23 protein-coding genes are annotated in these 22,380 nt (G+C 62.5%); 10 read left to right on the top strand and 13 right to left on the bottom strand.

Going from position 1 to position 22,380, the window contains the following annotated elements; genetic code table 11:
* Window positions 1-713, bottom strand: a 713-nt coding sequence (locus tag EN932_RS03660) for a LysR family transcriptional regulator (RefSeq protein ID WP_164890423.1), incomplete at its 3' end; no start/stop codon positions are given.
* 113 nt (window positions 714-826) lie between these two features.
* Here EN932_RS03660 and EN932_RS03655 point away from each other — a divergent pair.
* Complete coding sequence (locus EN932_RS03655) at window positions 827-1,462, top strand: FMN-dependent NADH-azoreductase (RefSeq protein WP_024505492.1); 636 nt, start codon at window positions 827-829, stop codon at window positions 1,460-1,462.
* 54 nt (window positions 1,463-1,516) lie between these two features.
* Here EN932_RS03655 and EN932_RS03650 read toward each other — a convergent pair whose 3' ends face one another.
* Together EN932_RS03650 and EN932_RS03645 are read right to left on the bottom strand one after the other, a co-directional pair.
* The gene (locus tag EN932_RS03650) at window positions 1,517-1,816 is read right to left on the bottom strand and encodes an AzlD family protein (RefSeq protein ID WP_127369670.1); all 300 of its coding nucleotides are present in this window, start codon (window positions 1,814-1,816) and stop codon (window positions 1,517-1,519) included.
* Complete coding sequence (locus tag EN932_RS03645) at window positions 1,813-2,547, bottom strand: AzlC family ABC transporter permease (RefSeq protein ID WP_013530159.1); 735 nt, start codon at window positions 2,545-2,547, stop codon at window positions 1,813-1,815. The genes EN932_RS03650 and EN932_RS03645 overlap by 4 nt, the downstream gene beginning before the upstream one ends.
* A gap of 170 nt (window positions 2,548-2,717) precedes the next feature.
* Here EN932_RS03645 and EN932_RS03640 point away from each other — a divergent pair, with 170 nt between their 5' ends.
* The gene (locus EN932_RS03640) at window positions 2,718-3,176 is read left to right on the top strand and encodes an Lrp/AsnC family transcriptional regulator (protein WP_013530158.1); all 459 of its coding nucleotides are present in this window, start codon (window positions 2,718-2,720) and stop codon (window positions 3,174-3,176) included.
* 151 nt (window positions 3,177-3,327) lie between these two features.
* On the opposite strand, the gene EN932_RS03635 is transcribed toward EN932_RS03640, so the two are convergent.
* Window positions 3,328-4,779 (bottom strand): RES family NAD+ phosphorylase, encoded by a 1,452-nt coding sequence (locus EN932_RS03635; RefSeq protein ID WP_127369671.1) that lies wholly within the window; start codon window positions 4,777-4,779, stop codon window positions 3,328-3,330.
* A 255-nt stretch (window positions 4,780-5,034) separates the two neighbouring features.
* Here EN932_RS03635 and EN932_RS03630 point away from each other — a divergent pair, with 255 nt between their 5' ends.
* The 5 genes from EN932_RS03630 (at window position 5,035) to EN932_RS03610 (ending at window position 8,299) form a co-directional block, all read left to right on the top strand.
* Window positions 5,035-6,237, top strand: coding sequence for an MFS transporter (locus EN932_RS03630; RefSeq protein WP_127388318.1), 1,203 nt, complete (start codon window positions 5,035-5,037; stop codon window positions 6,235-6,237).
* Window positions 6,238-6,535: 298 nt separating this feature from the next.
* On the top strand, window positions 6,536-6,922 hold the full coding sequence (locus tag EN932_RS03625; protein ID WP_082826532.1) for a hypothetical protein: 387 nt from the start codon (window positions 6,536-6,538) through the stop codon (window positions 6,920-6,922).
* A gap of 118 nt (window positions 6,923-7,040) precedes the next feature.
* On the top strand, window positions 7,041-7,304 hold the full coding sequence (locus EN932_RS03620; RefSeq protein WP_127369557.1) for a glycine zipper domain-containing protein: 264 nt from the start codon (window positions 7,041-7,043) through the stop codon (window positions 7,302-7,304).
* Between the two features lie 56 nt (window positions 7,305-7,360).
* Window positions 7,361-7,996 (top strand): outer membrane lipoprotein carrier protein LolA, encoded by a 636-nt coding sequence (locus EN932_RS03615; protein ID WP_127369556.1) that lies wholly within the window; start codon window positions 7,361-7,363, stop codon window positions 7,994-7,996.
* Window positions 7,997-8,089: 93 nt separating this feature from the next.
* A complete protein-coding gene (locus EN932_RS03610) occupies window positions 8,090-8,299 on the top strand; it encodes a hypothetical protein (RefSeq protein WP_013530154.1) in 210 nt (69 codons plus the stop codon).
* Window positions 8,300-8,388: 89 nt separating this feature from the next.
* Here the strand turns inward: EN932_RS03610 and EN932_RS03605 are convergent, their stop codons facing one another.
* Window positions 8,389-8,661 (bottom strand): hypothetical protein, encoded by a 273-nt coding sequence (locus EN932_RS03605; protein WP_127369555.1) that lies wholly within the window; start codon window positions 8,659-8,661, stop codon window positions 8,389-8,391.
* Between EN932_RS03605 and EN932_RS03600 the strand changes: the two genes are divergently transcribed.
* Entirely contained in the window at window positions 8,651-9,421 is a 771-nt protein-coding gene (locus EN932_RS03600) for a hypothetical protein (RefSeq protein ID WP_127369554.1), read from the top strand. The genes EN932_RS03605 and EN932_RS03600 overlap by 11 nt on opposite strands.
* Before the next feature lie 146 nt (window positions 9,422-9,567).
* Here EN932_RS03600 and EN932_RS03595 read toward each other — a convergent pair whose 3' ends face one another.
* The 7 genes from EN932_RS03595 to EN932_RS03565 all read right to left on the bottom strand — a co-directional run bounded on the left by EN932_RS03595 (window position 9,568) and on the right by EN932_RS03565 (window position 16,699).
* Window positions 9,568-9,867 carry an HlyU family transcriptional regulator gene (locus EN932_RS03595; RefSeq protein ID WP_024505488.1) on the bottom strand — a complete coding sequence of 100 codons (300 nt, stop codon included), beginning with the start codon at window positions 9,865-9,867 and terminating at the stop codon, window positions 9,568-9,570.
* 112 nt (window positions 9,868-9,979) lie between these two features.
* Complete coding sequence (locus EN932_RS03590; RefSeq protein WP_063168775.1) at window positions 9,980-10,666, bottom strand: PadR family transcriptional regulator; 687 nt, start codon at window positions 10,664-10,666, stop codon at window positions 9,980-9,982.
* 159 nt (window positions 10,667-10,825) lie between these two features.
* Entirely contained in the window at window positions 10,826-11,194 is a 369-nt protein-coding gene (locus tag EN932_RS03585; protein WP_063168776.1) for a DCC1-like thiol-disulfide oxidoreductase family protein, read from the bottom strand.
* 131 nt (window positions 11,195-11,325) lie between these two features.
* A complete protein-coding gene (locus EN932_RS03580) occupies window positions 11,326-11,619 on the bottom strand; it encodes a GYD domain-containing protein (RefSeq protein ID WP_063168777.1) in 294 nt (97 codons plus the stop codon).
* A gap of 181 nt (window positions 11,620-11,800) precedes the next feature.
* A complete protein-coding gene (gene rpoD, locus EN932_RS03575; RefSeq protein ID WP_013530149.1) occupies window positions 11,801-13,822 on the bottom strand; it encodes an RNA polymerase sigma factor RpoD in 2,022 nt (673 codons plus the stop codon).
* Window positions 13,823-14,248: 426 nt separating this feature from the next.
* Window positions 14,249-16,186 carry a DNA primase gene (gene dnaG / locus EN932_RS03570; RefSeq protein WP_063168778.1) on the bottom strand — a complete coding sequence of 646 codons (1,938 nt, stop codon included), beginning with the start codon at window positions 16,184-16,186 and terminating at the stop codon, window positions 14,249-14,251.
* 141 nt (window positions 16,187-16,327) lie between these two features.
* Window positions 16,328-16,699 (bottom strand): RcnB family protein, encoded by a 372-nt coding sequence (locus tag EN932_RS03565; RefSeq protein WP_013530147.1) that lies wholly within the window; start codon window positions 16,697-16,699, stop codon window positions 16,328-16,330.
* 387 nt (window positions 16,700-17,086) lie between these two features.
* Between EN932_RS03565 and EN932_RS03560 the strand changes: the two genes are divergently transcribed.
* Window positions 17,087-18,751, top strand: coding sequence for a Na/Pi cotransporter family protein (locus EN932_RS03560; protein ID WP_013530146.1), 1,665 nt, complete (start codon window positions 17,087-17,089; stop codon window positions 18,749-18,751).
* Between the two features lie 145 nt (window positions 18,752-18,896).
* Complete coding sequence (locus EN932_RS03555; protein WP_127368189.1) at window positions 18,897-20,081, top strand: MFS transporter; 1,185 nt, start codon at window positions 18,897-18,899, stop codon at window positions 20,079-20,081.
* A gap of 61 nt (window positions 20,082-20,142) precedes the next feature.
* Here the strand turns inward: EN932_RS03555 and EN932_RS03550 are convergent, their stop codons facing one another.
* Window positions 20,143-22,356 carry a heavy metal translocating P-type ATPase gene (locus EN932_RS03550; RefSeq protein WP_128368718.1) on the bottom strand — a complete coding sequence of 738 codons (2,214 nt, stop codon included), beginning with the start codon at window positions 22,354-22,356 and terminating at the stop codon, window positions 20,143-20,145.
* Window positions 22,357-22,380: the final 24 nt, after the last annotated feature.

The following is a 22,380-nucleotide window of genomic DNA, read 5'->3' as shown; positions in this document are numbered from 1 at the left end:
CCCCAGCCCAGCCCCTCGCGCATCAGCATATGCTTGGTGCGCACATCCGTGAGCCGCCAGGTACGGTAGGCATAGACGCCGAAGTCGCGCCCCTTGGTGCGCTCCGACTGGTCGGTGACGACAAGTTGGGTGTGTTCGCGCGCATCCTCGATCGCCACCGGTTTCGGCAGCAAGGCCAGCGGGTGGGTGGGGGCGGCGGCCAGCACGATCGACATGAAGCCGATGCGCACAAGGTTCACGTCGACATCGCCCAGCAGGCCGCCAATGCCAAGGTCGGCCTGCCCGCTGACGACATGGTCGGGGATCAGGCCGAGCGTGCCGATGTGCAGCCGCAGCATCACGGTCGGAAACTGCGCCTCGAATGCCTTCAGCACCCGAACCAGCACCGGTGACGGCAGCGTCGCGTCGACCGACAGCGCGACCTCGGCCTCGAGCCCCTGGTGGTGGCCGTCGACGCGCGAGCGGATGCGCTGCAGCACGCCGATCATGCGCCGTGCGTCCTCCAGCATCGCCCGGCCGATCTCCGTCAATTGCGGCTCGCGCGTGCCCTCGCGCTCGAACAGTTTCAGCCCAAGCTGCGCCTCGAGATTGGCGATGCCGTAGCTGATGACGGACTGTGCCCGGTTGAGCTTGCGGCCGGCGGCCGAGAAGCTGCCGGCTTCGGCGACTGTCACAAAGATCTGAAGTTGATCGAGCGTCGGGTTGGGTTGCATCGTTATATCCAATTTATGGATGGATCGTATAGAAAATATAGCAGTTTATTGAATGGATCGAAAGCCCCATATCTGGCGGGACAAATCATTCCAACCGCTGGAGAGAGCCCAAAATGTCCATTCTTCTTGTCACTTCGAGCCCGCGCGGCGCTGCCTCGCATTCGACCCGCATCGCCACCGAATTCGCCGAAAAGCTCGTCGCCGCCGATCCGTCGAACACGCTCGTCGTGCGCGACCTCGTCGCCAATCCGTTGCCGCACATCGATGCCGACTATGCGACGGGCATCTATACCCCGGCCGAAGCGCGCACCCCGCGCCAGGCTGAAGTCGTCGGCGTCTCCGATGTCGTGCTCGACGAGCTGTTCGCCGCCGACACGGTGATCCTGGCCACCGGCTTCATCAACTTCAACATCTCCTCGACCCTGAAGTCATGGGTCGACCACATCTCCCGCTCCGGCAAGAGCTTTGCCTATGGCGAGAACGGCCCCAAGGGTCTGGTCACCGGCAAGAAGGTCTATATCGTGCTGGCTTCCGGCGGCATCTATTCGGAAGGTGCGGCCGTGCAGTTCGATCACGCCATTCCCTACCTGCGTGGCGTGCTCGGCTTCCTCGGCATGACCGATGTCGATGTCATCCGCATCGAAGGCGTCGGCATGGGTCCTGACGCGGTGACAGCAGCGCTTGCCAAGGCGACCGCCAAGGTCGACGCCGTTGTGGCCGCCAGCCGGGACGTCGCGGCTGCCGCGTAAACAGCCGAGATTTGTCCGCATCGAAGGCAGGCGTTCGCGCCTGCCTTTTGCGTTCTAGCCGATGAGGTGCCTCAGCAGACCAGCGGCGCTGACCCCGATCAGCACGGTCGGCAGCATGGAAAACCGCGTGGCGGCTGCCAGAGTAACAGCCAGCGCCAGAAGATCCGCCGGGGACTTCGATACGAAGGCCGGTGCGATGACAGAGATCAGCACGCAGCCGGGCGCAGCTTCCATCACAGCCGTGGCACGGGCGCCCAGCGTGCGGTTGCGCAGGACGACATAGCCGCCGATCCGCGTCAGGTAAGTGACGCCGGCCATCAGCACGATGGTGAAAGGGGTCGTTGCATCGATCATGCATCACCCGCCATCAGCCAGGCCGCGACCAGACCCGACATGGCGCCGGCGGCGACATACCAGGCACCGGGAACGAAGAGATAGACCAGTGCTGCAACGACCAGGCTGACCAGCCAGGGCCGCGCCGCCGCCATACCCGTCCACATGCCGCGCATCAGCACCAGGAAGACAGCCGGGAACGCCATGTCAAAACCATAGGTCTCGACATGGCCAAGCATCGGACCGAGCAAGGCACCCAGCGTGGTGAAGGCCACCCAGGTGAGATACATCGCCAGCGCCGCGCCCATATAGTAGCGCGGGCTGAAGGCCGGCGTGATGCCGGCTGCAGCACGCAGTTTGGCATCGGCCAAGCCCAGCGCCCAGCTTTCATCGCACATAAGGAAAAGCGCCGGAAACACCTTGCGCCGTGGCAGGTCGCGCAGGAACGGCGCCAGTGCCGCCCCCATCAGCAGGTGACGGCTGTTGACCAGGAAGGTGATGGCGACGATGAGCACGATGTGCGGCGGCGACGTCCACAACTGGATCGCCGCGAACTCCGAACCGCCGGCGAAGTTCAGCCCTGTCATGGCAGACAGTTCGACCGTGCTCAAGCCTTTCTGCGTGGCCTGGGCGCCAAGCACCAGCGCATAGGGGATGGTGCCGAACAGCACCGGCGCGCAGGACGCCACGCCACGGCGGAATTCGGATTTCGAACCATCTGCCACCGTCTCGACTGCCTGTGAAATGCTCATGTGTCTTCATCGGCTGACCTCGCGGCCGCCGCTTCCCTGCGTTTGAAATCAACTGATGTCGGCAGCAAACATACCGAAATCGGTCCGCAATTTGGTTGCGGAGATTGTTGTATTTCGTCGAATTCTGGCATTTTATGTTACAAATTTTCGAATAGATGGAATCTGTAGCCATGAAGCTGGATGAGATCGACAAGCGGATTCTGCGGGCGCTGCAGCGCGACGGCCGCATGGCCAACAATGATCTGGCCAATGAGGTCGGGCTGTCGCCATCGCCTTGCCTGCGTCGCGTGAAGCTGCTGGAGGAAGCCGGTGTCATCGACCGCTACGTCGCCGTGCTCAACCCGGCCAGCATCGGCAAGGGTCTGACCTTCTTCACCCGCATCTGGCTGAAGACGCAGGACGAAGACACGATCGAGCATTTCGCCACCGAAGTCGCCAAGCTGCCGCAGGTGATGGAGTGCTATCTGATGCTCGGCGATTGCGACGCCATGGTGCGCGTGGTGGCGGCCGGCATCGACGACTACCGCCGCTTCCAGTCGGAGCATCTGAGCCGCATCAAGGGCGTGCAGAACGTCAAGACCGACGTCCCCAGCCAGACGATCAAATACACGTCGGAACTGCCGATCTGACCGGCGCCCGCGGCGGTCTCTTGGCGCGCGCTAGGGCAAAGCCTCAAGTTTTCCGCAATGGTTTTCGATATGCTTGGTTTGGATTCTGCTGAACCATCCGCACCGACCGGCCCACTGTAATTGTACTGCCGAAAGAAGCAGCTTCAGCAGGTCAAAAATCCGGCTCGGTCTTAGCCCACCGATAGCGTGTGACATCATGCTCTATGGTTTTGAATCGGACAGATTCAACCGCGTGAACCTTTATGGAATCGGCCTCGATCCGAAGCGTAGTTTCGCGATGATCGCCTATCGGAGGCTCTACCCAATCGAAATCCAACGGATCATAAGGGCCATCGGTTTTGGGTTGATCTGGCTCCGGCTTCGGTATTCTTTCGATAACGGTATATTCGCGCTCCCAACCTTCTTCATACTGGCGGGCAGTACTGGCTTCGATCTCTGTGCCGACCGGGATGTCCATCGCCTCACATCGTGAGGCTTTGTAAAAGAGCACGGCATTCAGACCCACACTGCCTGCCTGGACCGACGGGAACAGAATGCCGTCGAGTGGCACCTTGCCTTCGGTCGCGAGATAGTCGGCGATCGCCTGTGTTGGCAAGTATTCAGAATCCTGATCATCCGGCATAACGGGTCGCGCCATTCTCGCAGACAACGAACGAAGGAACATCATGCGCCCCAAGCGATATGCATATTGCGGATCAAACACACTGCCATTCTCATGCACATATTTGAGCGCGTTGAGATTGAGTAGTTTCAGCGGACGGACAATGGCGAAGCGGGAAATAGCAACCTGACTGCCGACTGGCGGGCGCACTTCGGCCAGAGCGATTTCGGGATCGGTCGCACCATAAAAAGTCGATATCCCCTTGGCATTCATACGGCCTGCGGTGGCAACACCTGGAGGCGGCGCGGCGAGCTCCAAGTCAGGACGTTCCAAGGCCCTGACTAGCTTGGCATCAGACTGGAAGGCACGTGCCCGATAAAGATGCGTGAATTGCGTTCCCGGTCCTGCCTCTTCAATCAGCGGTTTGCCGTCACGCGTCCGCATTTCATCAATGTGGTCGAACAGTTCCGCAAGCTGGGTAGCTCCGGTTCGGCTGAAAAAGCGTGCTTCGGTTTTTATGCTCTTCTCGAATGAGCGCCAGCTTGCCTGCCACTCCTCATCGCCCGGCATAATCTCTTCATAATGCAGGTCGTCCGCAAACGCAGTCTCTTCCCCCATAGCGGCCGCATCGAAATCGCTGTGCTTGTCTGCGAGGATGGATTGAATATCGGTCGCCGCTGCCTCGGAGATGTTCGCCGCGTTCATGATGGCATACACAGTCGATTCTCCTCTAGGCTCCCAGTCGTAGGTGCTTTCGGGATCATTGTGCATAGCCCGCTCGTATCCGCTGGGCTCGCTGGGGGTCCTTGAATAGTGGCTGTCGAATGCCCGCTCGACCGACTCTGCAACCTCATCAAGCGTGAAGGACTTACCCTCCTCGTTGCAGTAACGACATACCCGATCTGTGCCATGCTTTTCGATCTCAGCGCGAAGATAAACCTCGCTGACGCAACTTGCGCAGATCGCCTCGTCCCCCAGGTCGTCAACTTCCCAATGCTTCATGTCGCCTCCGTACCTTCGGAGACTATCAGGCTGACTGGCAGTTTGCAGTATCGATGACTGCGTCCCTTCGCATGGGCGGAGTTTTGGGACGGGATGAAAGCGGGCTGTCCTGTTGTCCAAAGCGATCCGGCCGGCTGAAACAGTGCTCTTTCAGACTGGATAAAAAATGCAACCGGATTGTAGGATCGAACCCGGTGTCGGCGTCCTTCGGGTGCAAGCAGCGCGCAGCGCTGCCCTCTGGCATGGGAGATTTGAATGAGCTTTTCCTATCGTTGGGTCATCGTCGCGGCTGGCGCGCTGATGTCCTGTGTCGCCATCGGGACGATGTTTTCGCTGGCGATCTTTCTCGAGCCGATGGCGATCGACACCAACTGGTCGCGCGCCGGCATTTCGAGCGCCATGACGCTCAACTTCCTGGTGATGGGCCTTGGCGGCTTCGCCTGGGGCGCGATATCGGACCGTTTTGGCGCCCGCATCGTCGTGATGACCGGCGCGGTTCTGCTCGGGCTGGCGCTGGTGCTGGCCAGCCGGGCCGGTTCGCTGCTGAGCTTCCAGATTACCTATGGCGTGCTGGTCGGCCTCGCGGCAAGCGCCTTTTTCGCGCCGATGATCGCGCTGACCACAGGCTGGTTCGACACCAACCGTAGCCTCGCCGTCTCGCTGGTCTCGGCAGGCATGGGCGTGGCGCCGATGACGATTTCGCCCTTCGCCCGCTGGCTGATCTCCGCCTATGACTGGCGAACCGCCATGTTCGACATCGGCATTACCGCCTGGCTATTGCTGTTGCCGGCGGTGCTGCTGGTGCGCCAACCACCGAAGCCCGTCATGGCCGATACCGGCTCCGCGCCGGTTGCCGAAGGCGCCGGCCTGACGGTCGGCAAGGCGCTGCGCTCACCGCAGTTCATCGTGCTGGGGCTGACCTTCTTTGCCTGCTGTGCGGCGCATTCCGGCCCGATCTTCCATATGGTCAGCTATGCCATGCTGTGTGGCGTCGCCCCCATGGCAGCGGTCTCGATCTACAGTGTCGAAGGCCTGGCAGGCCTCGGCGGCCGGCTCTTCTACGGCGTGCTGGCCGACCGGCTGGGCGTCAAGCCGGTGCTGATCGCGGGCCTGGCGATCCAGGCGATCGTCATTGCCGCCTATCTCTCGATCAGCCGGCTTGAGCAGTTCTACATGCTGGCCGTTATCTTCGGTGCCACCTATGGCGGCGTCATGCCGCTCTATGCGGTGCTGGCGCGCGAATATTTCGGCCAGCGCATCCTCGGCACCGTGTTCGGCGCCGCCACCATGCTGTCCAGCCTCGGCATGGCGCTGGGCCCGCTTGCCGGCGGCATGGTGTTCGACGCCTACGCCAACTATTCCTGGCTGTTCATCGGCTCGGCTCTTATCGGGCTCGGCGCGGTCGGCATCGCCATCGCGTTTCCGCCGCTACCGCGCAGGGAGTTCCAGCCGGCGTAGTCCGGGTCGATTTCCCAAACCTTGCTGGCCAGGCGCGCAATCAGCCTGGCCCGTTCGGTTCACTGCGGATTCCCCCTTGCGCGAGGCAGTTTACGGCCAACGTTTGCACCAAGCGATCTCGACTGAGCTCGCGCATCCAGTCCACGCCAGAGAGGACACCCTGATGGTCGAACATCCGAGTGGAAGCGAAAGCAACAGAATTGCCGCAAGCGCTGTTGCCGACGACGATCCGCGTCTCGCATTCATTTATCAGGAAGCAGTGAGAGGTCTCACGCAACAGCAAACCCTTGTGGAGAACATGAGCAGCCGCGCCGGCAGCCTTGTCTTCGCCACCGCCTTCGCAAACTCGTTGCTTGGCGGTGCGGCCCTTTCCAACGGGCTTGGGCCTTGGGACTGGATTGCGGTGGCCCTGCTGTTCGGCATTGGCGGGCTGATCGTCTTCATGCTTTGGCCCTACCACCAATACACATTCCGCTTCGATCCCGAAGAGTTGCTTGATCAATATGTCGACGGCGACAGGCCGACGACGATGTCGGCCATGCGCCGCGCGCTTGCGCTTCGCATCAAGGCGGACATGGCCGGCAACTGGCGAATTATCCAGCGGCTGCGGGTGGCGCTGCAGATTGCGCTGCTGTTTCTGCTGCTCGATATCCTGGCCTGGCTTTTGGCGATTGCAGGCGTTTGAGCCGGAGGGCACACGGGTCCGCCACGGCCCGGCGCTTGAAGGACAGGCAACCCACGATGGATCGAAAAGCTTTCTTGAGCATTTAAGCTTTGGCTAATAGTAGCCCAGGAGAGAACCAATGAAAAAGACGCTGCTCATTTTGAGCCTGCTCATTCCGCTCTCGGCGTGCTCCCGTACCGAACAAGGCGCTGTCGTCGGCGGCTTGGGTGGCGCAGCGGTAGGCGCCGCGGTGGCCGGCGATCCTGTGCAAGGGGCGGTTGTTGGCGGTGCGGTTGGCGCGATAGCCGGGGCCGTCATCGGGCACGCCAGCGAAGCCGGCCAGTGCAGATATCGCGATCAGTATGGCCGGGTTTACGTTGCACGATGCCCGGAGGGTTACTGACCTGGAGGCGCGTGATCTCTTTCGATCACGCGCCTCCTCCGGAGGTGGGATAAGCGATGGGCTATCGGATCAAAGTACTGCTGGGTTGCTGGTTCGCCGTTGCCAGCGCTGCCGCGATGTATGCGGCATCCACCGCCGCGATCTCCGCCGCGCCTGTTGATGCCAAGACGATTGCCGATCACCTCTCATCGGTAAAGTCCATGTCCGGGGACTTCGTCCAGTCGGGTCCAAATGCGGAGAGGACCCGTGGCAGGTTTTTTCTACAACGCCCCGGCAAGATCCGATTCAACTATGCAGGCCAATCAGGGATCAGCGTGATTGCAGATGGCAAATCCCTGGTGGTTTATAACAGAAAGCTGAAGACATCGCGGCTTTATGCTCTCTCGAAGACGCCGCTTAAGCTGCTGCTCGACAATAAGGTCGACTTCTCCGGCAATCGCGTGAAAAGCATCAGGGACGATGGCGCCCAAGTTACCGTCAAGCTGTCCGACAGATCGACCTTCGGCAATTCGAGCATCTCCATGGTGTTCGACAGTAAATCTCTCGATCTGCGCAGATGGAGCCTCACCGACGAGAAGGGACTTACCACAACGGTGACTATATCAAATGTGAAGCAGGGCGTTCGCGCTCCCGAGGGCACCTTCGTGATCGATTACACGGCAAACCGTGAATTCAACACCACCACGAAATAGCCGAAGCCGCGGGCATATTCCCTGGGCCGGAACCAATGCGATTACCAGCGGTTTAGTCCATGAAGGGACCGGAACCGCAAAGGACGCGGCGCAATGATTGAAATTCACAGCATGGAAGCGGCCAAAGCCAGACTGCGTATAAGGAGAGCTGAGCACTCTTTGAAGTGCGCGAACGACTTGCTGGATGAGGAAGGTGGCGTCGCCCTCAATCTGGCATTGTGCAGCCGGATAAGAGCCGCGCAAAGGCACCTGATCGAGGCAAGGGCACGCCTGATGACGATCGATCCCGCCAGGACGAATTGACCCGCTGGTGGTCGCACGTCAACCCCTGAGCGATAGGTCTATCGTGGCGCAAGGCCCGGGCGGCGCTCGGTTCGGCGATGGTCCGGCCCTTACCCAAAAATCCGATCGCCCTGCTCGTCGACCAACTGGATGCCCTTCTTGATCGAGATGTCGACGGCGTCGTCGAGCGGAGAGTTAAAGAAGGTTGTGTCAGACAGACCTAAGGCGATAATAGTTATTCGTGGGTAAGTGGGGCTTTTCAACGTGACAACTCGCCTGGGTCCGCTGGTAACCTTTTGCTTGATCGCCTTTGTCGCCTTGACTGCAACTGCATCGGCCGTCGCAAAGCAGAAAGCGCCCGAAGAATGGCCGATGAACTTCATTCTGGTTCGGAACGGCGATTGCAACGTCAACTGCGTCCAATGGATATCTGCCGAGGGCATAATAAAACCTGATACCGCCAGGCAATTTGAGAAATTTCTGCGGAAACTGAAGGGAGAAAGGCTTCCTGTCGTGTTTCAGTCTGGCGGCGGGAACGTGGATGCGGCGCTCGAAATGGGACACATGATCCGCGCCGCCGGCCTCGAAACTGCGATAGGCAGGACGCAGTTGAACGGCTGCCCGATGCTGGTGCCACGCTGTCCGCAAAAGATGGTCAGGAACGGCTGGTCGGAAGGGGAAGTTCATTCTGGTGGGGCGTACTGTTTCTCGGCCTGCCCATGGGCCTTGGCTGGGGGCCAGGTCCGCGCCGCAGCTGCCAATGCCCGGATCGCCGTCCATCAGATAACGAACGGCCGGAAGACACCCCGAATGCACAACGGCAGAAGAAGCCTTGATGAGATTTCGACGGTGCCTGATCCGGCGCTGAAGCAGTTGCTGTCCGACTATTTCGACGAAATGGGCGTCAACAGCGCCGATGTGTTCGCCATGATGGGGCTGGCAACGCCGCAGGGCCTTTATAACGTCTGGGACGCTGAAGCGCTCAAATCAGGCATCATAACGAAAGTCTACTCGTACTCGGAAGAACCGGGCTACGTCATCGGTGGAACGAATGTTGCCGATCCGGCCGATCCCACGCCGGCGGCTACTCCGGTGCCGGCGGTTACCACAATGCCGGACGAACTCATGCATTTACTGCCATAGCAAGGCGGCCTATAGAGTGAGCCGGCTTTGATGGCATTGCGGAGACCCGGCCTTGTTTGGCGTTCCTAACACGCTTGACAGCATCTTCACGCTGATCGGTTGGGCTCATTGCGAGATGCCGAAGATTTCGCCTCGACCGGTCCTGCCTATCCAAAAACCCGATCGCCCTGCTCGTCGACCAGTTGGATGCCCTTCTTGATCGAGATGTCGACGGCGTCATCGAGCCCGGCAAAGCGGTCGGCGCGGATGAATTTGTGTTCCTTCACCACGCCGTCGATCTCCTTGGAGACGACGCCGCAGGTCTGGTACTGGCCATCGGCCTTGTACGGCGTGGCGCTGATCAGAAAGCCCTTGTGCTCGACCTGCTTGGCTGGCGCTGCACTCGTCGGCTCAGCCGTCTGGGTTCCGCCGCCGCCACCGCCGAAAAGACGCTTCAGAAAAGACATCGGACTTCCTCCAACAGCATTCATCCCGCACCATGTAGAGTGACGCGGGATGAATTTCACTATCGGTCCTTGGGCCAGCGGGCAAGGGCTGCGTCCGGTCGGCTGGACGAGCTTACTTGTGCGACAGCGCTTCCAGCGCCTCGGCGGCGGCTTCGAGGATGGCGATGGCCTCGGCCTGCTTGTCGGCCGGGGCGTCGACGAAGTCGCCCAGAGCCGCGCGCAGCCGGTGACGGACTGCGCGGAATTCGTCGCGCGCTTCCGAACGATCCCCGCGGCCGCCACGACGCCCGCCCTCTTCGCTCTCGTCGTTCCAGCCGAACCAGTCGCGCGCCTTGGCCATTTTGCGGCCGAAGCGCTCGAGATGGTCGAGCACGCCGTCGATCATCTCGCGGTTGTCGGCGAGATGCGCCTGGCCCGCCTCGGTGATCGAAAACACCTTCTTGTTGCCGTCGGCGGCGGAGGCGGCATAGCCGGCCTCTTCCAGGAAGGTCAGCGTCGGGTAGACCACGCCCGGGCTCGGGCTGTAGATGCCGCTGGTGCGCTCTTCCAGGGCCTTGATGATGTCGTAGCCGTGACGCGGCGCTTCGGCCAGCAGCGACAGCGTGATCAGCTTGAGGTCGCCGTCGGCCAGCATGCGTCCGGCGCGGAACATGTCGCCCGGACCGCCGCGCCCGCCACCACGGCCGCCGTGGCCGAACGGGCCAAAGCCGCCGCCCCCTCTGCCACCGAATTTGCCGGCCATGTGCATGAACATGCGCTCGCCGAAATGACCGCGCCCGAAATGATTGTGTTTGTGCATTGATTGCTCCTTGAGTTGTATCGTACGATATATCTTAATTAGGCAAGTCAATCGATGGAGTCAAGATATATCTTACGATGTATCTGAATGCAGCACCAGCGGGCTCGATTTTCCAGTCTCGGCCGCTTCGTTGCGAACGGCGGCCACCGATAAATTCGGCTACCAGCGCCCCTTGCGCCGGTTCCAGGCATAGAGAAGATCGGCAAAGCGATCGTAGGCAAAGCGTGTCAGCGGCAAGGCAACCGGATTGCCGAACAGCGTCGCCAACCAGCCCTCGCCCGGCGTGACCTTCCATACCGCGATGGCGACATCGGCGCCGACCAGCAGTCGGCCCTCGGCATCGGTGGCGTGCAGCCGGCGGCGGATATCCTCAAGCGACGCGCCAAATCCGGCTAGCGCTGCCGGTTCAAGATTGATGTCTCGGAACTCGATCCGCCCAGCCTTGACCGCTTCGATCAGCCGCCGCTTCTGCCTGCTGATCCCGGCATCGCAGACCGGGCAGCGCGTATTGTACCAGACGGTCAGCATAGTTCCGGCATTTGGTTGGTAGCGCAAACTTGAAGGACCACGAACGATCGGGCGCCGTCAAGACGTCGCTCGGTCGCTCGCGCGAAGGAGAATGTATCGGGCCAGCCGGTCCGGCCCTTCCGCTACAGGCTCTATCCGAGCGAGGTGACGATCTCGCGGTAGGCCAATTCGGGAAAGGCCTTCAGCGTCCGCGTCCTGACATTGCCGGCTGCCGCCAGCATCAGCGAGAAGCGCGCCAGCACCGCGTCGTCGGGCGCTTCGACCATCGCCACCATGTCGTATTCGCCCATGGTCAGGTAGAACGCCTTGAACGATCCGCCCATGTCTCCCAGCTGCTTTCTGGCGGCGTCGAGCCGCTTCGGTGACTCGCGCACGTTTCTGGCACCCTGCTCCGTCCAGTTCATCAGCACGATGTAGCTTGTCATGGCACACCTCCCTCCGGGGCCACGGAGCACGGCGGCTTCGCCGGGGCGGGCATCCGGGTTATCGCCCAGAAATGCATCCGACAGCGAAATTATCCTCCCGAAGGGCCCGGCCCGCAAGAGTGCGCCCCACAAACAAAAAAGGGCGCCATCGGCGCCCTTGAACTCTTTGCATCGGTAAGTCTCAGCTATCCAGGAAACTGCGCAGCTTGCGCGACCTGCTCGGGTGCTTGAGCTTGCGCAGCGCCTTGGCTTCGATCTGGCGGATACGCTCGCGGGTAACCGAGAACTGCTGGCCGACTTCTTCCAGCGTGTGGTCGGTGTTCATGCCGATACCGAAGCGCATTCTGAGCACGCGCTCCTCGCGCGGCGTCAGCGAGGCCAGCACGCGCGTGGTGGTCTCGCGCAGATTGGCCTGGATCGCCGCGTCGATCGGCAGGATCGCCATCTTGTCCTCGATGAAATCGCCCAGATGCGAATCCTCCTCGTCGCCGACCGGCGTTTCGAGCGAGATCGGCTCCTTGGCGATCTTCAAGACCTTGCGTACCTTTTCGAGCGGCATGGCAAGCTTTTCGGCCAGTTCTTCCGGCGTCGGCTCGCGGCCGATCTCGTGCAGCATCTGGCGCGAGGTGCGCACGATCTTGTTGATCGTTTCGATCATGTGCACCGGAATGCGGATGGTGCGCGCCTGATCGGCGATCGAACGCGTGATCGCCTGCCGGATCCACCATGTCGCGTAGGTCGAGAACTTGTAACCACGGCGGTATTCGAATTTGTCGACCGCCTTCATCAGGCCGATATTGCCTTCCTGGATCAGGTCGAGGAACTGCAGGCCGCGATTGGTGTATTTCTTGGCGATTGAGATGACGAGGCGCAGATTGGCCTCGACCATTTCCTTCTTGGCGATCGCCGCTTCGCGCTCGCCCTTCTGCACCTGGTTGACGATCTTGCGGAATTCCAGGATCGAGATCGCCGTTTCGGTGGCGAGGTTCTGGATCTCGGCGCGCAGGTCCTTGATCGCATCCTTCTCGTTCTTGGTGAATTCCTTCCAGCCGCGCGAGGTCAGGTTGCCGATCGAGCGCGTCCAGTTCGGGTCGAGCTCGGAACCCTGATATTCCTTCAGGAACTCTTCGCGACGCACGCCGTAGCTTTCGGCGAGCCTGAGCAGCTTGCCTTCGTTCTGCACCAGGCGCTTGTTGATGTCGTAGAGCTGCTCGACCAGCGCCTCGATGCGCGCCGTGTTGAGCGACAGCGACTTCACCGCCTTGATCAGCTGGTCCTTCAGCTCCTTCAGCCGGCGATCCTGGCTGGGCGACAGCGTGCCGGCCGCGGCCAGACGGTTCTCGACCTGCTGATCCTGCAGCTTGCGCAGCTTTTTGTAGGTGTCGGCGATAACGTCGAGCGTCTCCATCACCTGCGGGCGGAGTTCCGCTTCCATCGCGGCCAGCGACAGGCTTGCTTCGTCCTCGTCTTCGTCGTCGTCATCCGTCAGCCCACGCGTATCGGCGCCGACATTGGTGATGTCGTCTTCGTCGTCGCGCGAACGGCGCGGCTTGTCCTCGACCTTGGCTTCCTCGACGCGCTCGACCACCGGCGCCTGCTTGGCCTCGGGGCCGGCATAGGTGGCTTCGAGATCGATGATCTCACGCAGCAGGATCTTGGATTCGTTGAGTTCGTCGCGCCAGATGATGATGGCCTGGAAGGTCAGCGGGCTTTCGCACAGACCCGCGATCATCGTCTCGCGACCGGCCTCGATGCGTTTGGCGATGGCAATTTCGCCCTCGCGCGACAAAAGCTCCACCGAGCCCATCTCGCGCAGATACATGCGCACCGGATCGTCGGTGCGATCGGTCGGTTCTTTCTTGGTGGTGGTGGCGGCAACCGCGGTGCCGGTCTGCTCAGCCAGCTCGTTGGCGTCTTCCTCGGCATCGGCCGCGGTGTCGGCGGCCTCGGGCTCCTCGCCCTGCTCGTCGTCCTCGACCACGTTGATGCCCATGTCGGACAGCATCGCCATCGTGTCCTCGATCTGCTCGGAGGTCACTTCCTCTGAGGGCAGCACCGAATTCAGCTCGTCCATGGTGACATAGCCGCGCTTCTTGGCGGCCTTGATCATCTTCTTGACAGCATCATCGGAAAGGTCGAGCAGAGGGCCATCGGTGGCGCCTTCGCGTTCGGTTTCGACCTCTTCCTTTTCCTTTGTCGCCATAGTCTTTATCTTCTCCTAGCGGCCGAACTTCAAAGCCGCGTAAGCTGTCGGACCAGTCAAATCGGATGCGCTCGCTTATGAAACGCGCTTCACCGGGCCAGTAACTGCATCAACTCGTTTCGTTTGGTGTATGTCGTTGCCCCAAAACCGGGTTTCCCCTTTTTGGGCGACATCCATTAAGTCCAGATTAACCCTGATATCTGTGGCAGGCGGGCTGCCTGTCCAGTGACCAGTACCTCACATCGCTTATTTCCCGTCGACGCGGGTTCGGGTTAACGTTTCGAATCGTCCTGATTCCGCCAATCTGCCAGAAGGTCAAGCGCCTCTCGCATGATTCGCATGAAAAAAGCGAATCAATTACCCGACTTAGCCCGTTACGCGCCATTTCGACGCGCAACGACGCTTTCTCAATTCACTCGCTTCCAACTAAGCTCGCCCTGCCCTGCCCGAGGAGACGCCAAACCCTTCGATCAGCGCTTCCGTGGCTTGCACATCCTGGAATTGCGCCTGAATTTCGATCAGGTGCCGGTAGTTTTCGTCTGTGGGATCGGTGGCGAGCGCCGCTTCCGCCTGTTTCAGTTCCTTATGTAAGGTGCGCGCGCTGCGCTGCAAGTGCAGCGCCTGGCTGAAAGCATCGCGGGCATCTTCAAGGGCGGCGGTCTCCAGCGCCGGCCATTGCCGCATCCGCCGGATCAACCCGACGGCCCGCTCCCAGATCTCGGCGCAGCCGGCGCGTTCGATCGTCGCAATCACCGCCTGCCGGTCATTGGCCATGTCATGCGCCATTGCATCGAGGATTGCCGCATGCAGCCGCCTCAGATCGGAGTTGGCGAGATCGAGAAACTCGATATGGGCGAAATTCTCGTCGATCAGTGCCGGATGGTTGACCAATGCGACGATGATCGTCGCCTCGCGCACCGACATCCCCTCGCCGCCGCGTTTGACCAAAGCCGACTGGCCGAGACTTTCGGTGATCGCAATGCGGCCGCCACCGCTCTTGGCGAACTGCCCGCCGGGAGCGGCTGCCTTGCCCTGGCCCGGGCGCCCATCCTGGCGGCCGCTTTGCCTGGTGCCGCGCTGCGAGCCGAAGAAGCTCAACACGCGCTCGCGCATCTCCTGTTGATAATGGTAGCGGAGACTTTCATCGCGGATGCGGCTGGTCAGTTCGCGCAGCGTCTTCTCAAGCTCGGCCCGCCGCTCCGGCGTGTCGAAGACGCCGCCCGCCGTCTCACGCATCCATAAAAGATCGACCAGCGGCCGCGCCTCGGCCAGAACGCTACGAAACGCATCCGGTCCTTCGGCCTTGACCAGATCGTCGGGATCCTTGCCTTCCGGCAGCAGCGCGAAACGCGCCGAGCGGCCGGCCTGCACCGACGGCAGCGCCATGTCGGCGGCCCGCCACGCGGCCTTCAACCCGGCCTTGTCGCCGTCGAAGCACAACATCGGCTCCGGCGCCATGCGCCACAGCAGCTCGAGCTGGTTCTCGGTAAGCGCGGTGCCGAGCGGCGCCACGACATTCTCGAAGCCGGCCTGTGCCAGCGCGATGACATCCATATAGCCTTCGACGGCGATGACCGTGCCGCCCTTGGCCAAGGCCTTGCGGGCGCGGGCGAAATTATAAAGCACGTTGCCCTTGTGGAAGAGCTCGGTGTCGGGCGAGTTCATGTATTTGGCCAGCGCATCGGGCTGCAGCGCGCGGCCGCCAAAGGCGATGATCTTCCCCCTGGAATCCGGGATCGGAAACATGATGCGGTCGCGGAACCAGTCATAGGAAACCGGGATGTCGTCGCCGTGGCGCACCAGTCCGCAGGCCTCGATATCGGCTTTCGGCACGCCCCTGGCGGCGAGATGCTCCTTCAGCGCATTGCGGCTGTCGGGCGCAAAACCAAGCCGGAACGATTGCTGCGTCGCCGGCGTCAGGCCGCGGTCGCGCAGATAGGCACGCGCCTTGGCGCCTTCCGGTCCCTGCAGCCGTTCCTGGAAGAAGGCGGTCGCCATCTCCATGACGTCGGTCAGGCTGGCGCGTTCCTTTTCGCGCCGCTCCTCCTGCGCATCGCGGACCGGCATCGGCACCCCGGCCATGTCGGCGATCTTTTCCACAGCTTCGGGAAAGCTCATCCCGTCCAGTTCGGTGAGGAACTTGAAATGATCGCCCGAGACCGAACAGCCGAAACAATGGTAGCGGCCCTTCTTGTCCTCGCAGTGGAAGGAAGGGCTCTTCTCGCCATGGAACGGGCAGCAGGCCCAATAGTCGCCGCGCGGTGCGTTGGTCTTCTTGCGGTCCCACGCGACGCGCTGGCCGATCACCGATGAAATCGGCACGCGGTCGCGTATCTCGTCGAGGAAGGCGGGTGGAAAGCGCATCGGGGAACTCGTTTCCCGATTATATAATCACGCCCGCGAAATCCGACGACCCTTAATGCGGGCCATACCCGGTTTCCACAGGCAAAAAGAAAGGCGGCCGTAGCGGGCCGCCTCCCTTTTCAATGTCCGGCAAGGTGCCGATTAATGCGCGGCAAGCGCGCCGAAGATGACGCCGGAGAGGATGCCGACCAGCACATAGTCGTTGCCGACGCGGATCCATTCCTGGCCGCGGCCGGGGCGATGCAGGCCGTAGCGGCCATAGTCGCGGATCGGCTGATGGCGCTTCCAGCCGGAATATTTCTGGCCATGCCGCCAGTTGTTGCGCTTCACGACGACGACCTTCTTCTTGTAAACGCGCTTCCTCACATCGCTGTGGTGGCCGGGCTTCTGCCAGTCGACCTGGCTGTAGTTCGACTGCGGCGCGTTCGGCGCATTCAGCGGTGCGGCCTGGCCGGTGAGCGACGTGGCGGCCAGCATCGAGAAAGCGAGTGCGGAAAGGACGATGCGTTTCATGAGAAGTCTCCTTGGTTGTCGATATCGAAGCAGTAGCTGCCCATCGATGAACCGAAACTGAACGCACGCATTACAATTATGTAATGGATTCCTTGATTTACCCAAGGAAGCTGAACATGATCGCAAAGGCAGGAGCCAGTCGCACCGCAAACTCGGCCTATCCGCCGCTTCGCGCCCGCCCAGCAATGCAACCATTTGCGCGTCCGTCCATTTTCCGACACCGCCTGTCGCGCGGCAACGGCCCTTGAAATCGACAAGATTTTATTATCCGGCTAAAATATTCGAGCTATTATAAGTCACCGCCATGAACATGATTCGTTCCCTCGTTTTTCCTTCTGATCGCCACGCAAAACAGGGCGGGCGCCCTGTTTGCATGCGGGGGACGAAATGAGCGGGTCCGTCGTCCTTCTGCATCTGGCCGGCGCCGTGGCGCTGATGCTGTTTGCCACCCGCATGGTGAAGACCGGCGTTGAACGCGCCTATGGCGACGTGCTGCGCCATCGCCTCCGCGCCACCATGCGCAATCCGATCATGGCGGTGCTGGCCGGCACCGGCCTTGCCATCGCCCTGCAGAGCTCCACCGCCGTCACGCTGCTGGTCGGCTCCTTCGCCGGCTCTGGCATCGTCTCTGGCGCCGCGGGCCAATTGGCGGTGCGCGGCGCCGAGATCGGCTCGGCGCTGGTGGTCAAGCTGCTGACCTTCGACCTCACCTTGCTGGTGCCGCTGTGCCTGATCACCGGCACGGTCATGTTCATGGCCACCGAGCGGCGCGACTGGCGCCAGTCCGGCCGCATCCTGGTCGGCATCGGCCTTCTGATCCTGTCGCTGGAGATGATCGGCCAGGCATCGGAGCCCCTGCGCAACAGCCAGCTCATGCCGGTCATCATCAACTACTTCTCGACCGATTCCATCACCGCCTATCTGCTGGCGGCACTGATCACCTGGCTGTTCCAGTCGAGCATCGCGGCGGTGCTGTTGATGGCGACGCTGGCAGGCCGTGGCCTGATCACGCCCGAACTTGGCGTCGTTCTCATCCTTGGCGTCAACCTCGGCTCCTCGATCATCGCGCCGATGCTGACCCGCTCGTCGAGCCCCGAAGTGCGCGTCGTGCCGATCGGCAATCTCCTGATGCGCGGGCTTGGCTCGCTGGTCATGCTGATCCTGGTCATGATCTTCAGGCCGCACTTCGCCTTTCTCGGTTCGACGGCGGCGGACCAGATCGTCAATGCCCACATCCTGTTCAATGTGCTGATCCTGCTCGCCGGCCTGCCGCTGGCAGGCTTCGTCTACCGCGCTTCGGAGAAGATCGTCGCACTTGGCACCAAGCCCGTGCCGGCCGCCTCGCTTGACGTCGTCGAGCTGTCCGCGCTCAACGAAAGCGCGCTCGACGTGCCGAGCCAGGCGCTGGCCAATGCCACCCGCGAGGTGGTGCGGGTCTGCGAGACGATCGAGATCATGCTCAAGCGTATCATCGAACTCTATGAAAGTGCCGACGCCGACAAGATCAAGGCGCTGGCCGCACTCGACGACCGCGTCGACCGCAAGCACGCCGCGATCAAGCTCTACCTCGCCAAACTGACCAGGAACCCGCTGACCGAGGACGAGGCGCTGCGCTGCCAGGAACTGATCGGCGCCTGCGTCAAGCTCGAGCAGGTCGGCGACATCATCGTGCGCAACATGCTGGTGCATGTGAAGAAGAAGTTCGAGCGCGGACTGGAATTCACCGACGAGGGCTGGGCCGAGTTGTGCGCCTTCCATGGCTCGGTTCTGGCCAATGCGCGGCTTGCCTTCAACGTTCTGGTGTCGCGCGATCCCGAGACCGCCCGTCAGCTGGTGCTGGAAAAGGACCGGCTGCGCGACCGCGAAAAGGAAACCAGCGCCAGCCATTTCGTGCGGCTGCGCGACGGCACCGCCAAGAGCGTCGAAACCAGCTCGATCCATCTCGACACCATCCGCGACCTGAAACAGATCAATTCGCTGCTGGCCTCGATGGCCTATCCGGTGCTTGAAGAGCGCGGCCTGCTGACGGGGTCGCGGTTGAAGGCGAGCTGAGAAGCGCCACTTTCCCTTCTCCCCTGGGGAGAAGGGAAGCGGCTGCTCGCATCCAATTCAAGAAAACCTAAACTCGCGACAAAAATTTCTGGATTGCCCGCAAAGCCCATCCGTGGTTTGAGGCGCTTCCAGCTAAGGCTTCTCCATGTCGCTTCCGCTCATCGCCCTGTTCATCGCCGCCTTTGCCTTCGGCACCACCGAATTCGTCATTGCCGGCGTGCTGCCGCAGGTGGCGCAAGGCCTGGGCGTCTCGGTTCCCTCCGCCGGCTATCTCGTCTCCGGCTATGCCGGCGGCATCGCCATCGGCGGCCCGCTGCTGGCGCTCGCCACCAAGTCATTGTCGCGCAAGACCTTGCTGCTCGGCCTCGCCATCGCCTTCACCATTGGCCAGGCGGCTTGCGCGCTGGCGCCCGATTTCACCTCGATGCTTCTGTTGCGCATTGCCGTGGCGGTCGCGCATGGCGCCTATTTCGGCGTCGCCATGGTCGTCGCCGTCGGTCTCGTGCGCGAGGACCAGCGCGGCATGGCTGTCGCCGTCATCCTGTCCGGCCTCACCGTCTCCAACGTCATCGGCGTGCCGGCCGGCACCGCAATCGGCAACATCTGGGGCTGGCGTGCGACTTTCTGGGTGATGTGCGCGCTGGGTGTCGCGGCAACGCTTGCCATGGCAACCCTTTTGCCGCGCACCACCGGCTCATCGGCCAAGCCCGCCGGCTTCGCCCGCGAGGTCCGCGTGCTGGCCCGCCAGCAGGTCTGGACATCGCTGATCCTGATGCTGATGCTGATGATCGGCCAGTTCGGCCTGTTCACCTACATCACCCCGACACTGCTGGAAGTCACCGGTCTCGACGAGAACCTGGTGCCGTGGGTGCTGCTGCTCAACGGCGTCGGCGCAACCCTTGGCGTCTTCCTCGGCGGCAAGCTCTCCGACTGGAAGCTGATGCCGTCATTGATCACCATGCTGGCCCTGCAGGCGGTGACGCTTGGCGTCATCTATGCCGTCAGCCCCTATCCCCTGCCGATGGTTGTGGCGATCGTCATCTGGGGCGGTCTCAACTTCGCCATCGGCACGCCGATCCAGACCCGCATCCTGGCCTGGACCGCGGACGCCTCGAACCTTGCCTCGTCGCTCATTCCCTCCGGCTTCAATGTCGGCATCGCGCTGGCCGCTTCGTTGGGCGCCGCGATGCTGAACAGCGGCTATGGCTACCGCAGCCTGCCGCTGCTGGGCGCCATCGCCATGCTGGTTGCCGTGGCAGTGGCGCTCGCCTCTTATGTCTGGGAAGGGCGCAGCAACGCCACGCCGCCGCTGACAGCCCCAGCCGAGTAGATCACGATCCGGAAAAGTGGACGCCGGTTTTCCGAAAAGATCGCGATCAACCAAAAACACTTCACCCGCGCCAGCGCAGCAGGCGCATGGCGTTGGCGGTGACCAGCACGGTCGCGCCGGTATCGGCCAGGATCGCCGGCCACAGGCCGGTGATGCCCAAAATGGTGGTGACCAGGAACACCGCCTTCAGCCCCAGCGCCACGGTGATGTTCTGGCCGATATTGGCCATCACCGCCCGCGACAGTTTCACCATACGCGCGACGTCCATGACGCGGCCGTGCAGGATCGCCGCGTCCGCGGTCTCCAGCGCCACGTCGGTGCCGCCGCCCATGGCAATGCCGATATCGGCGGCCGCGAGCGCCGGCGCGTCGTTGATGCCGTCGCCGACCTTGGCGACCTTGAAACCCTCGCGCTGCAATTCGCCGACGATGCGCTGCTTGTCCTGGGGCAACAGGTCCGCCCGCGCCTCGATGCCGAGCGAAGCGGCGATGGCTTGCGCCGTGCGGCGGTTGTCGCCGGTCAGCATCACCGCGCGGATGCTCTCGGCCTTCAGCGCCGCGATCCCGGCCGCAGCATCCGGCCGCGGCTCGTCGCGCATGGCAATCAGCCCGGCCACCACGCCATCGGCGACCAGCACTGACACCGTCTTGCCCTGGCCGTTGAGGCTGTCGACGGCGAGGCGCTGCGCTTGCGTCATGTCGGCGCGTTCGCCCGCCGCCTGGCCGGAGCCGAGGAAGACGGCGACGCCGCCAACGCTGCCCTCGACACCCTTGCCCGAGATTGCCTTCGCCGCGAGAGCCGGCGGCACCGGCGCCTTGTCGGCCTTGGCCCGGTCCAGGATCGCCATCGCCAACGGATGGCTGGAGCCCTGCTCCAGTGCTGCCGCCAGCGCCAGCACGGTGCGTTCATCCCTTCCATACGCCACGATGTCGGTGACGGCAGGCTTGCCTGCGGTCAGCGTGCCGGTCTTGTCGAAGGCGACCGCCGTGATCCGGCGAAAGCCTTCCAGCACCGCACCGCCTTTCATCAACAGGCCACGCCGCGCACCGGTCGCAAGGCCCGCGGCGATCGCCGCCGGGGTCGAGATGACCAGCGCGCAGGGGCAGCCGATCAGCAGGATCGCCAGGCCCTTGTAGATCCATTCGTTCCAGTCGCCGCCGGCAAGCAGCGGCGGCAACAATGCCACCAGCGCACCGACCGCCAGCACCGCCGGCGTGTAGGTGCGCGAGAAGCGATCGATGAAGCGCTCTGTCGGCGCCTTGGCCTCCTGCGCCTCCTCCACCAGCCGCACGATTCGGGCGATGGTGTTGTCGGAAGCGGCCGCCGTCACCCGCACCTTGAGCACGCCATCGATGCTGATCGTGCTGGCAAAGACGGCGTCCGCAACGCCCTTGCGCTTCGGCGTGCTCTCGCCGGTCACCGGCGCCTCGTCGATTTCGCTCGCGCCCTCGATGATCTCGCCATCGGCCGGGATGCGGTCGCCCGGCCGCACCAGGATGATATCGCCGACCGCAAGGTCTTCGGCGGGACACTCCGATGTGCCGCCTGCGCGCTCGACCAAGGCCGTCTTCGGCACCAGATCGGCAAGTCCCTGGATGCTCGCCCGCGCCCGGCCGGCGGCGACACCCTCCAGAAGCTCGCCGATCAGGAAGAGCACCACCACGGCGGCGGCCTCTTCAGTGGCACCGATCATCACGGCGCCTATCGCCGCGATGGTCATCAGCATCTCGATCGAAAACGGCGTGCCGGCCAATGCGGCCATCAGCGCGCGCCGTGCGATCGGCACCAGGCCGACCAACAGCGCGGCCAGGAACACCCCGCGTTCCGCCACCGGGAACAGATGGCCGATGCCGTATGCGGCGAGAAGCGCTGCCGCGCAGGCGAGCGTCAGCACCGCCCGGCGGGAACGCCACCACGCCTGCCCCGTCTCGGAATGGCCATGATCGGGATCGGGATCGTGGCTCGCATGATCGTGGCCTTCATGGTCATTGTGGACGTGATCGGCGTGCGCCTTGTTTGACATCGGCGATACATGTGCCTCGGCCCTGACGATGCCGTAGCCGAGCCGAGCAACCTGCTGCAGCACCCTGTCTTCCGGCAACGCGCCGCCATGGCTGACCGTCATGCTGGCACCGGTCACCGAAACCGAGACATCGGCGACGCCGTCTAGGCGACGCACCGCCGTATCGATCTTGGTTGCGCAAGAGGCGCAATCCATGCCGCCGATCTTGAACCGCGTCTGCCTGATTTTTACCTGGTCGAGGGGCGCCGTCATCACATCACCTGTCTGTCTTGCCCG

Source organism: Mesorhizobium sp. M7A.F.Ca.US.002.01.1.1 (genome assembly GCF_004022955.1).
Lineage (GTDB): Bacteria > Pseudomonadota > Alphaproteobacteria > Rhizobiales > Rhizobiaceae > Mesorhizobium > Mesorhizobium ciceri.
This window is presented reverse-complemented; position numbering and strand designations above follow the sequence as displayed.

Bases quoted from the DNA above. Each gene is read 5' to 3' on its own strand.
- EN932_RS03655 (WP_024505492.1), top strand. From the start codon at position 827: ATGTCCATTCTTCTTGTCACTTCGAGCCCGCGCGGCGCTGCCTCGCAT.
- EN932_RS03650 (WP_127369670.1), bottom strand. From the start codon at position 1,816: ATGATCGATGCAACGACCCCTTTCACCATCGTGCTGATGGCCGGCGTC.
- EN932_RS03645 (WP_013530159.1), bottom strand. From the start codon at position 2,547: ATGAGCATTTCACAGGCAGTCGAGACGGTGGCAGATGGTTCGAAATCC.
- EN932_RS03640 (WP_013530158.1), top strand. From the start codon at position 2,718: ATGAAGCTGGATGAGATCGACAAGCGGATTCTGCGGGCGCTGCAGCGC.
- EN932_RS03635 (WP_127369671.1), bottom strand. From the start codon at position 4,779: ATGAAGCATTGGGAAGTTGACGACCTGGGGGACGAGGCGATCTGCGCA.
- EN932_RS03630 (WP_127388318.1), top strand. From the start codon at position 5,035: ATGAGCTTTTCCTATCGTTGGGTCATCGTCGCGGCTGGCGCGCTGATG.
- EN932_RS03625 (WP_082826532.1), top strand. From the start codon at position 6,536: ATGAGCAGCCGCGCCGGCAGCCTTGTCTTCGCCACCGCCTTCGCAAAC.
- EN932_RS03620 (WP_127369557.1), top strand. From the start codon at position 7,041: ATGAAAAAGACGCTGCTCATTTTGAGCCTGCTCATTCCGCTCTCGGCG.
- EN932_RS03615 (WP_127369556.1), top strand. From the start codon at position 7,361: ATGGGCTATCGGATCAAAGTACTGCTGGGTTGCTGGTTCGCCGTTGCC.
- EN932_RS03610 (WP_013530154.1), top strand. From the start codon at position 8,090: ATGATTGAAATTCACAGCATGGAAGCGGCCAAAGCCAGACTGCGTATA.
- EN932_RS03600 (WP_127369554.1), top strand. From the start codon at position 8,651: ATGAACTTCATTCTGGTTCGGAACGGCGATTGCAACGTCAACTGCGTC.
- EN932_RS03605 (WP_127369555.1), bottom strand. From the start codon at position 8,661: ATGAAGTTCATCGGCCATTCTTCGGGCGCTTTCTGCTTTGCGACGGCC.
- EN932_RS03595 (WP_024505488.1), bottom strand. From the start codon at position 9,867: ATGTCTTTTCTGAAGCGTCTTTTCGGCGGTGGCGGCGGCGGAACCCAG.
- EN932_RS03590 (WP_063168775.1), bottom strand. From the start codon at position 10,666: ATGCACAAACACAATCATTTCGGGCGCGGTCATTTCGGCGAGCGCATG.
- EN932_RS03585 (WP_063168776.1), bottom strand. From the start codon at position 11,194: ATGCTGACCGTCTGGTACAATACGCGCTGCCCGGTCTGCGATGCCGGG.
- EN932_RS03580 (WP_063168777.1), bottom strand. From the start codon at position 11,619: ATGACAAGCTACATCGTGCTGATGAACTGGACGGAGCAGGGTGCCAGA.
- rpoD (WP_013530149.1), bottom strand. From the start codon at position 13,822: ATGGCGACAAAGGAAAAGGAAGAGGTCGAAACCGAACGCGAAGGCGCC.
- dnaG (WP_063168778.1), bottom strand. From the start codon at position 16,186: ATGCGCTTTCCACCCGCCTTCCTCGACGAGATACGCGACCGCGTGCCG.
- EN932_RS03565 (WP_013530147.1), bottom strand. From the start codon at position 16,699: ATGAAACGCATCGTCCTTTCCGCACTCGCTTTCTCGATGCTGGCCGCC.
- EN932_RS03560 (WP_013530146.1), top strand. From the start codon at position 17,087: ATGAGCGGGTCCGTCGTCCTTCTGCATCTGGCCGGCGCCGTGGCGCTG.
- EN932_RS03555 (WP_127368189.1), top strand. From the start codon at position 18,897: ATGTCGCTTCCGCTCATCGCCCTGTTCATCGCCGCCTTTGCCTTCGGC.
- EN932_RS03550 (WP_128368718.1), bottom strand. From the start codon at position 22,356: ATGACGGCGCCCCTCGACCAGGTAAAAATCAGGCAGACGCGGTTCAAG.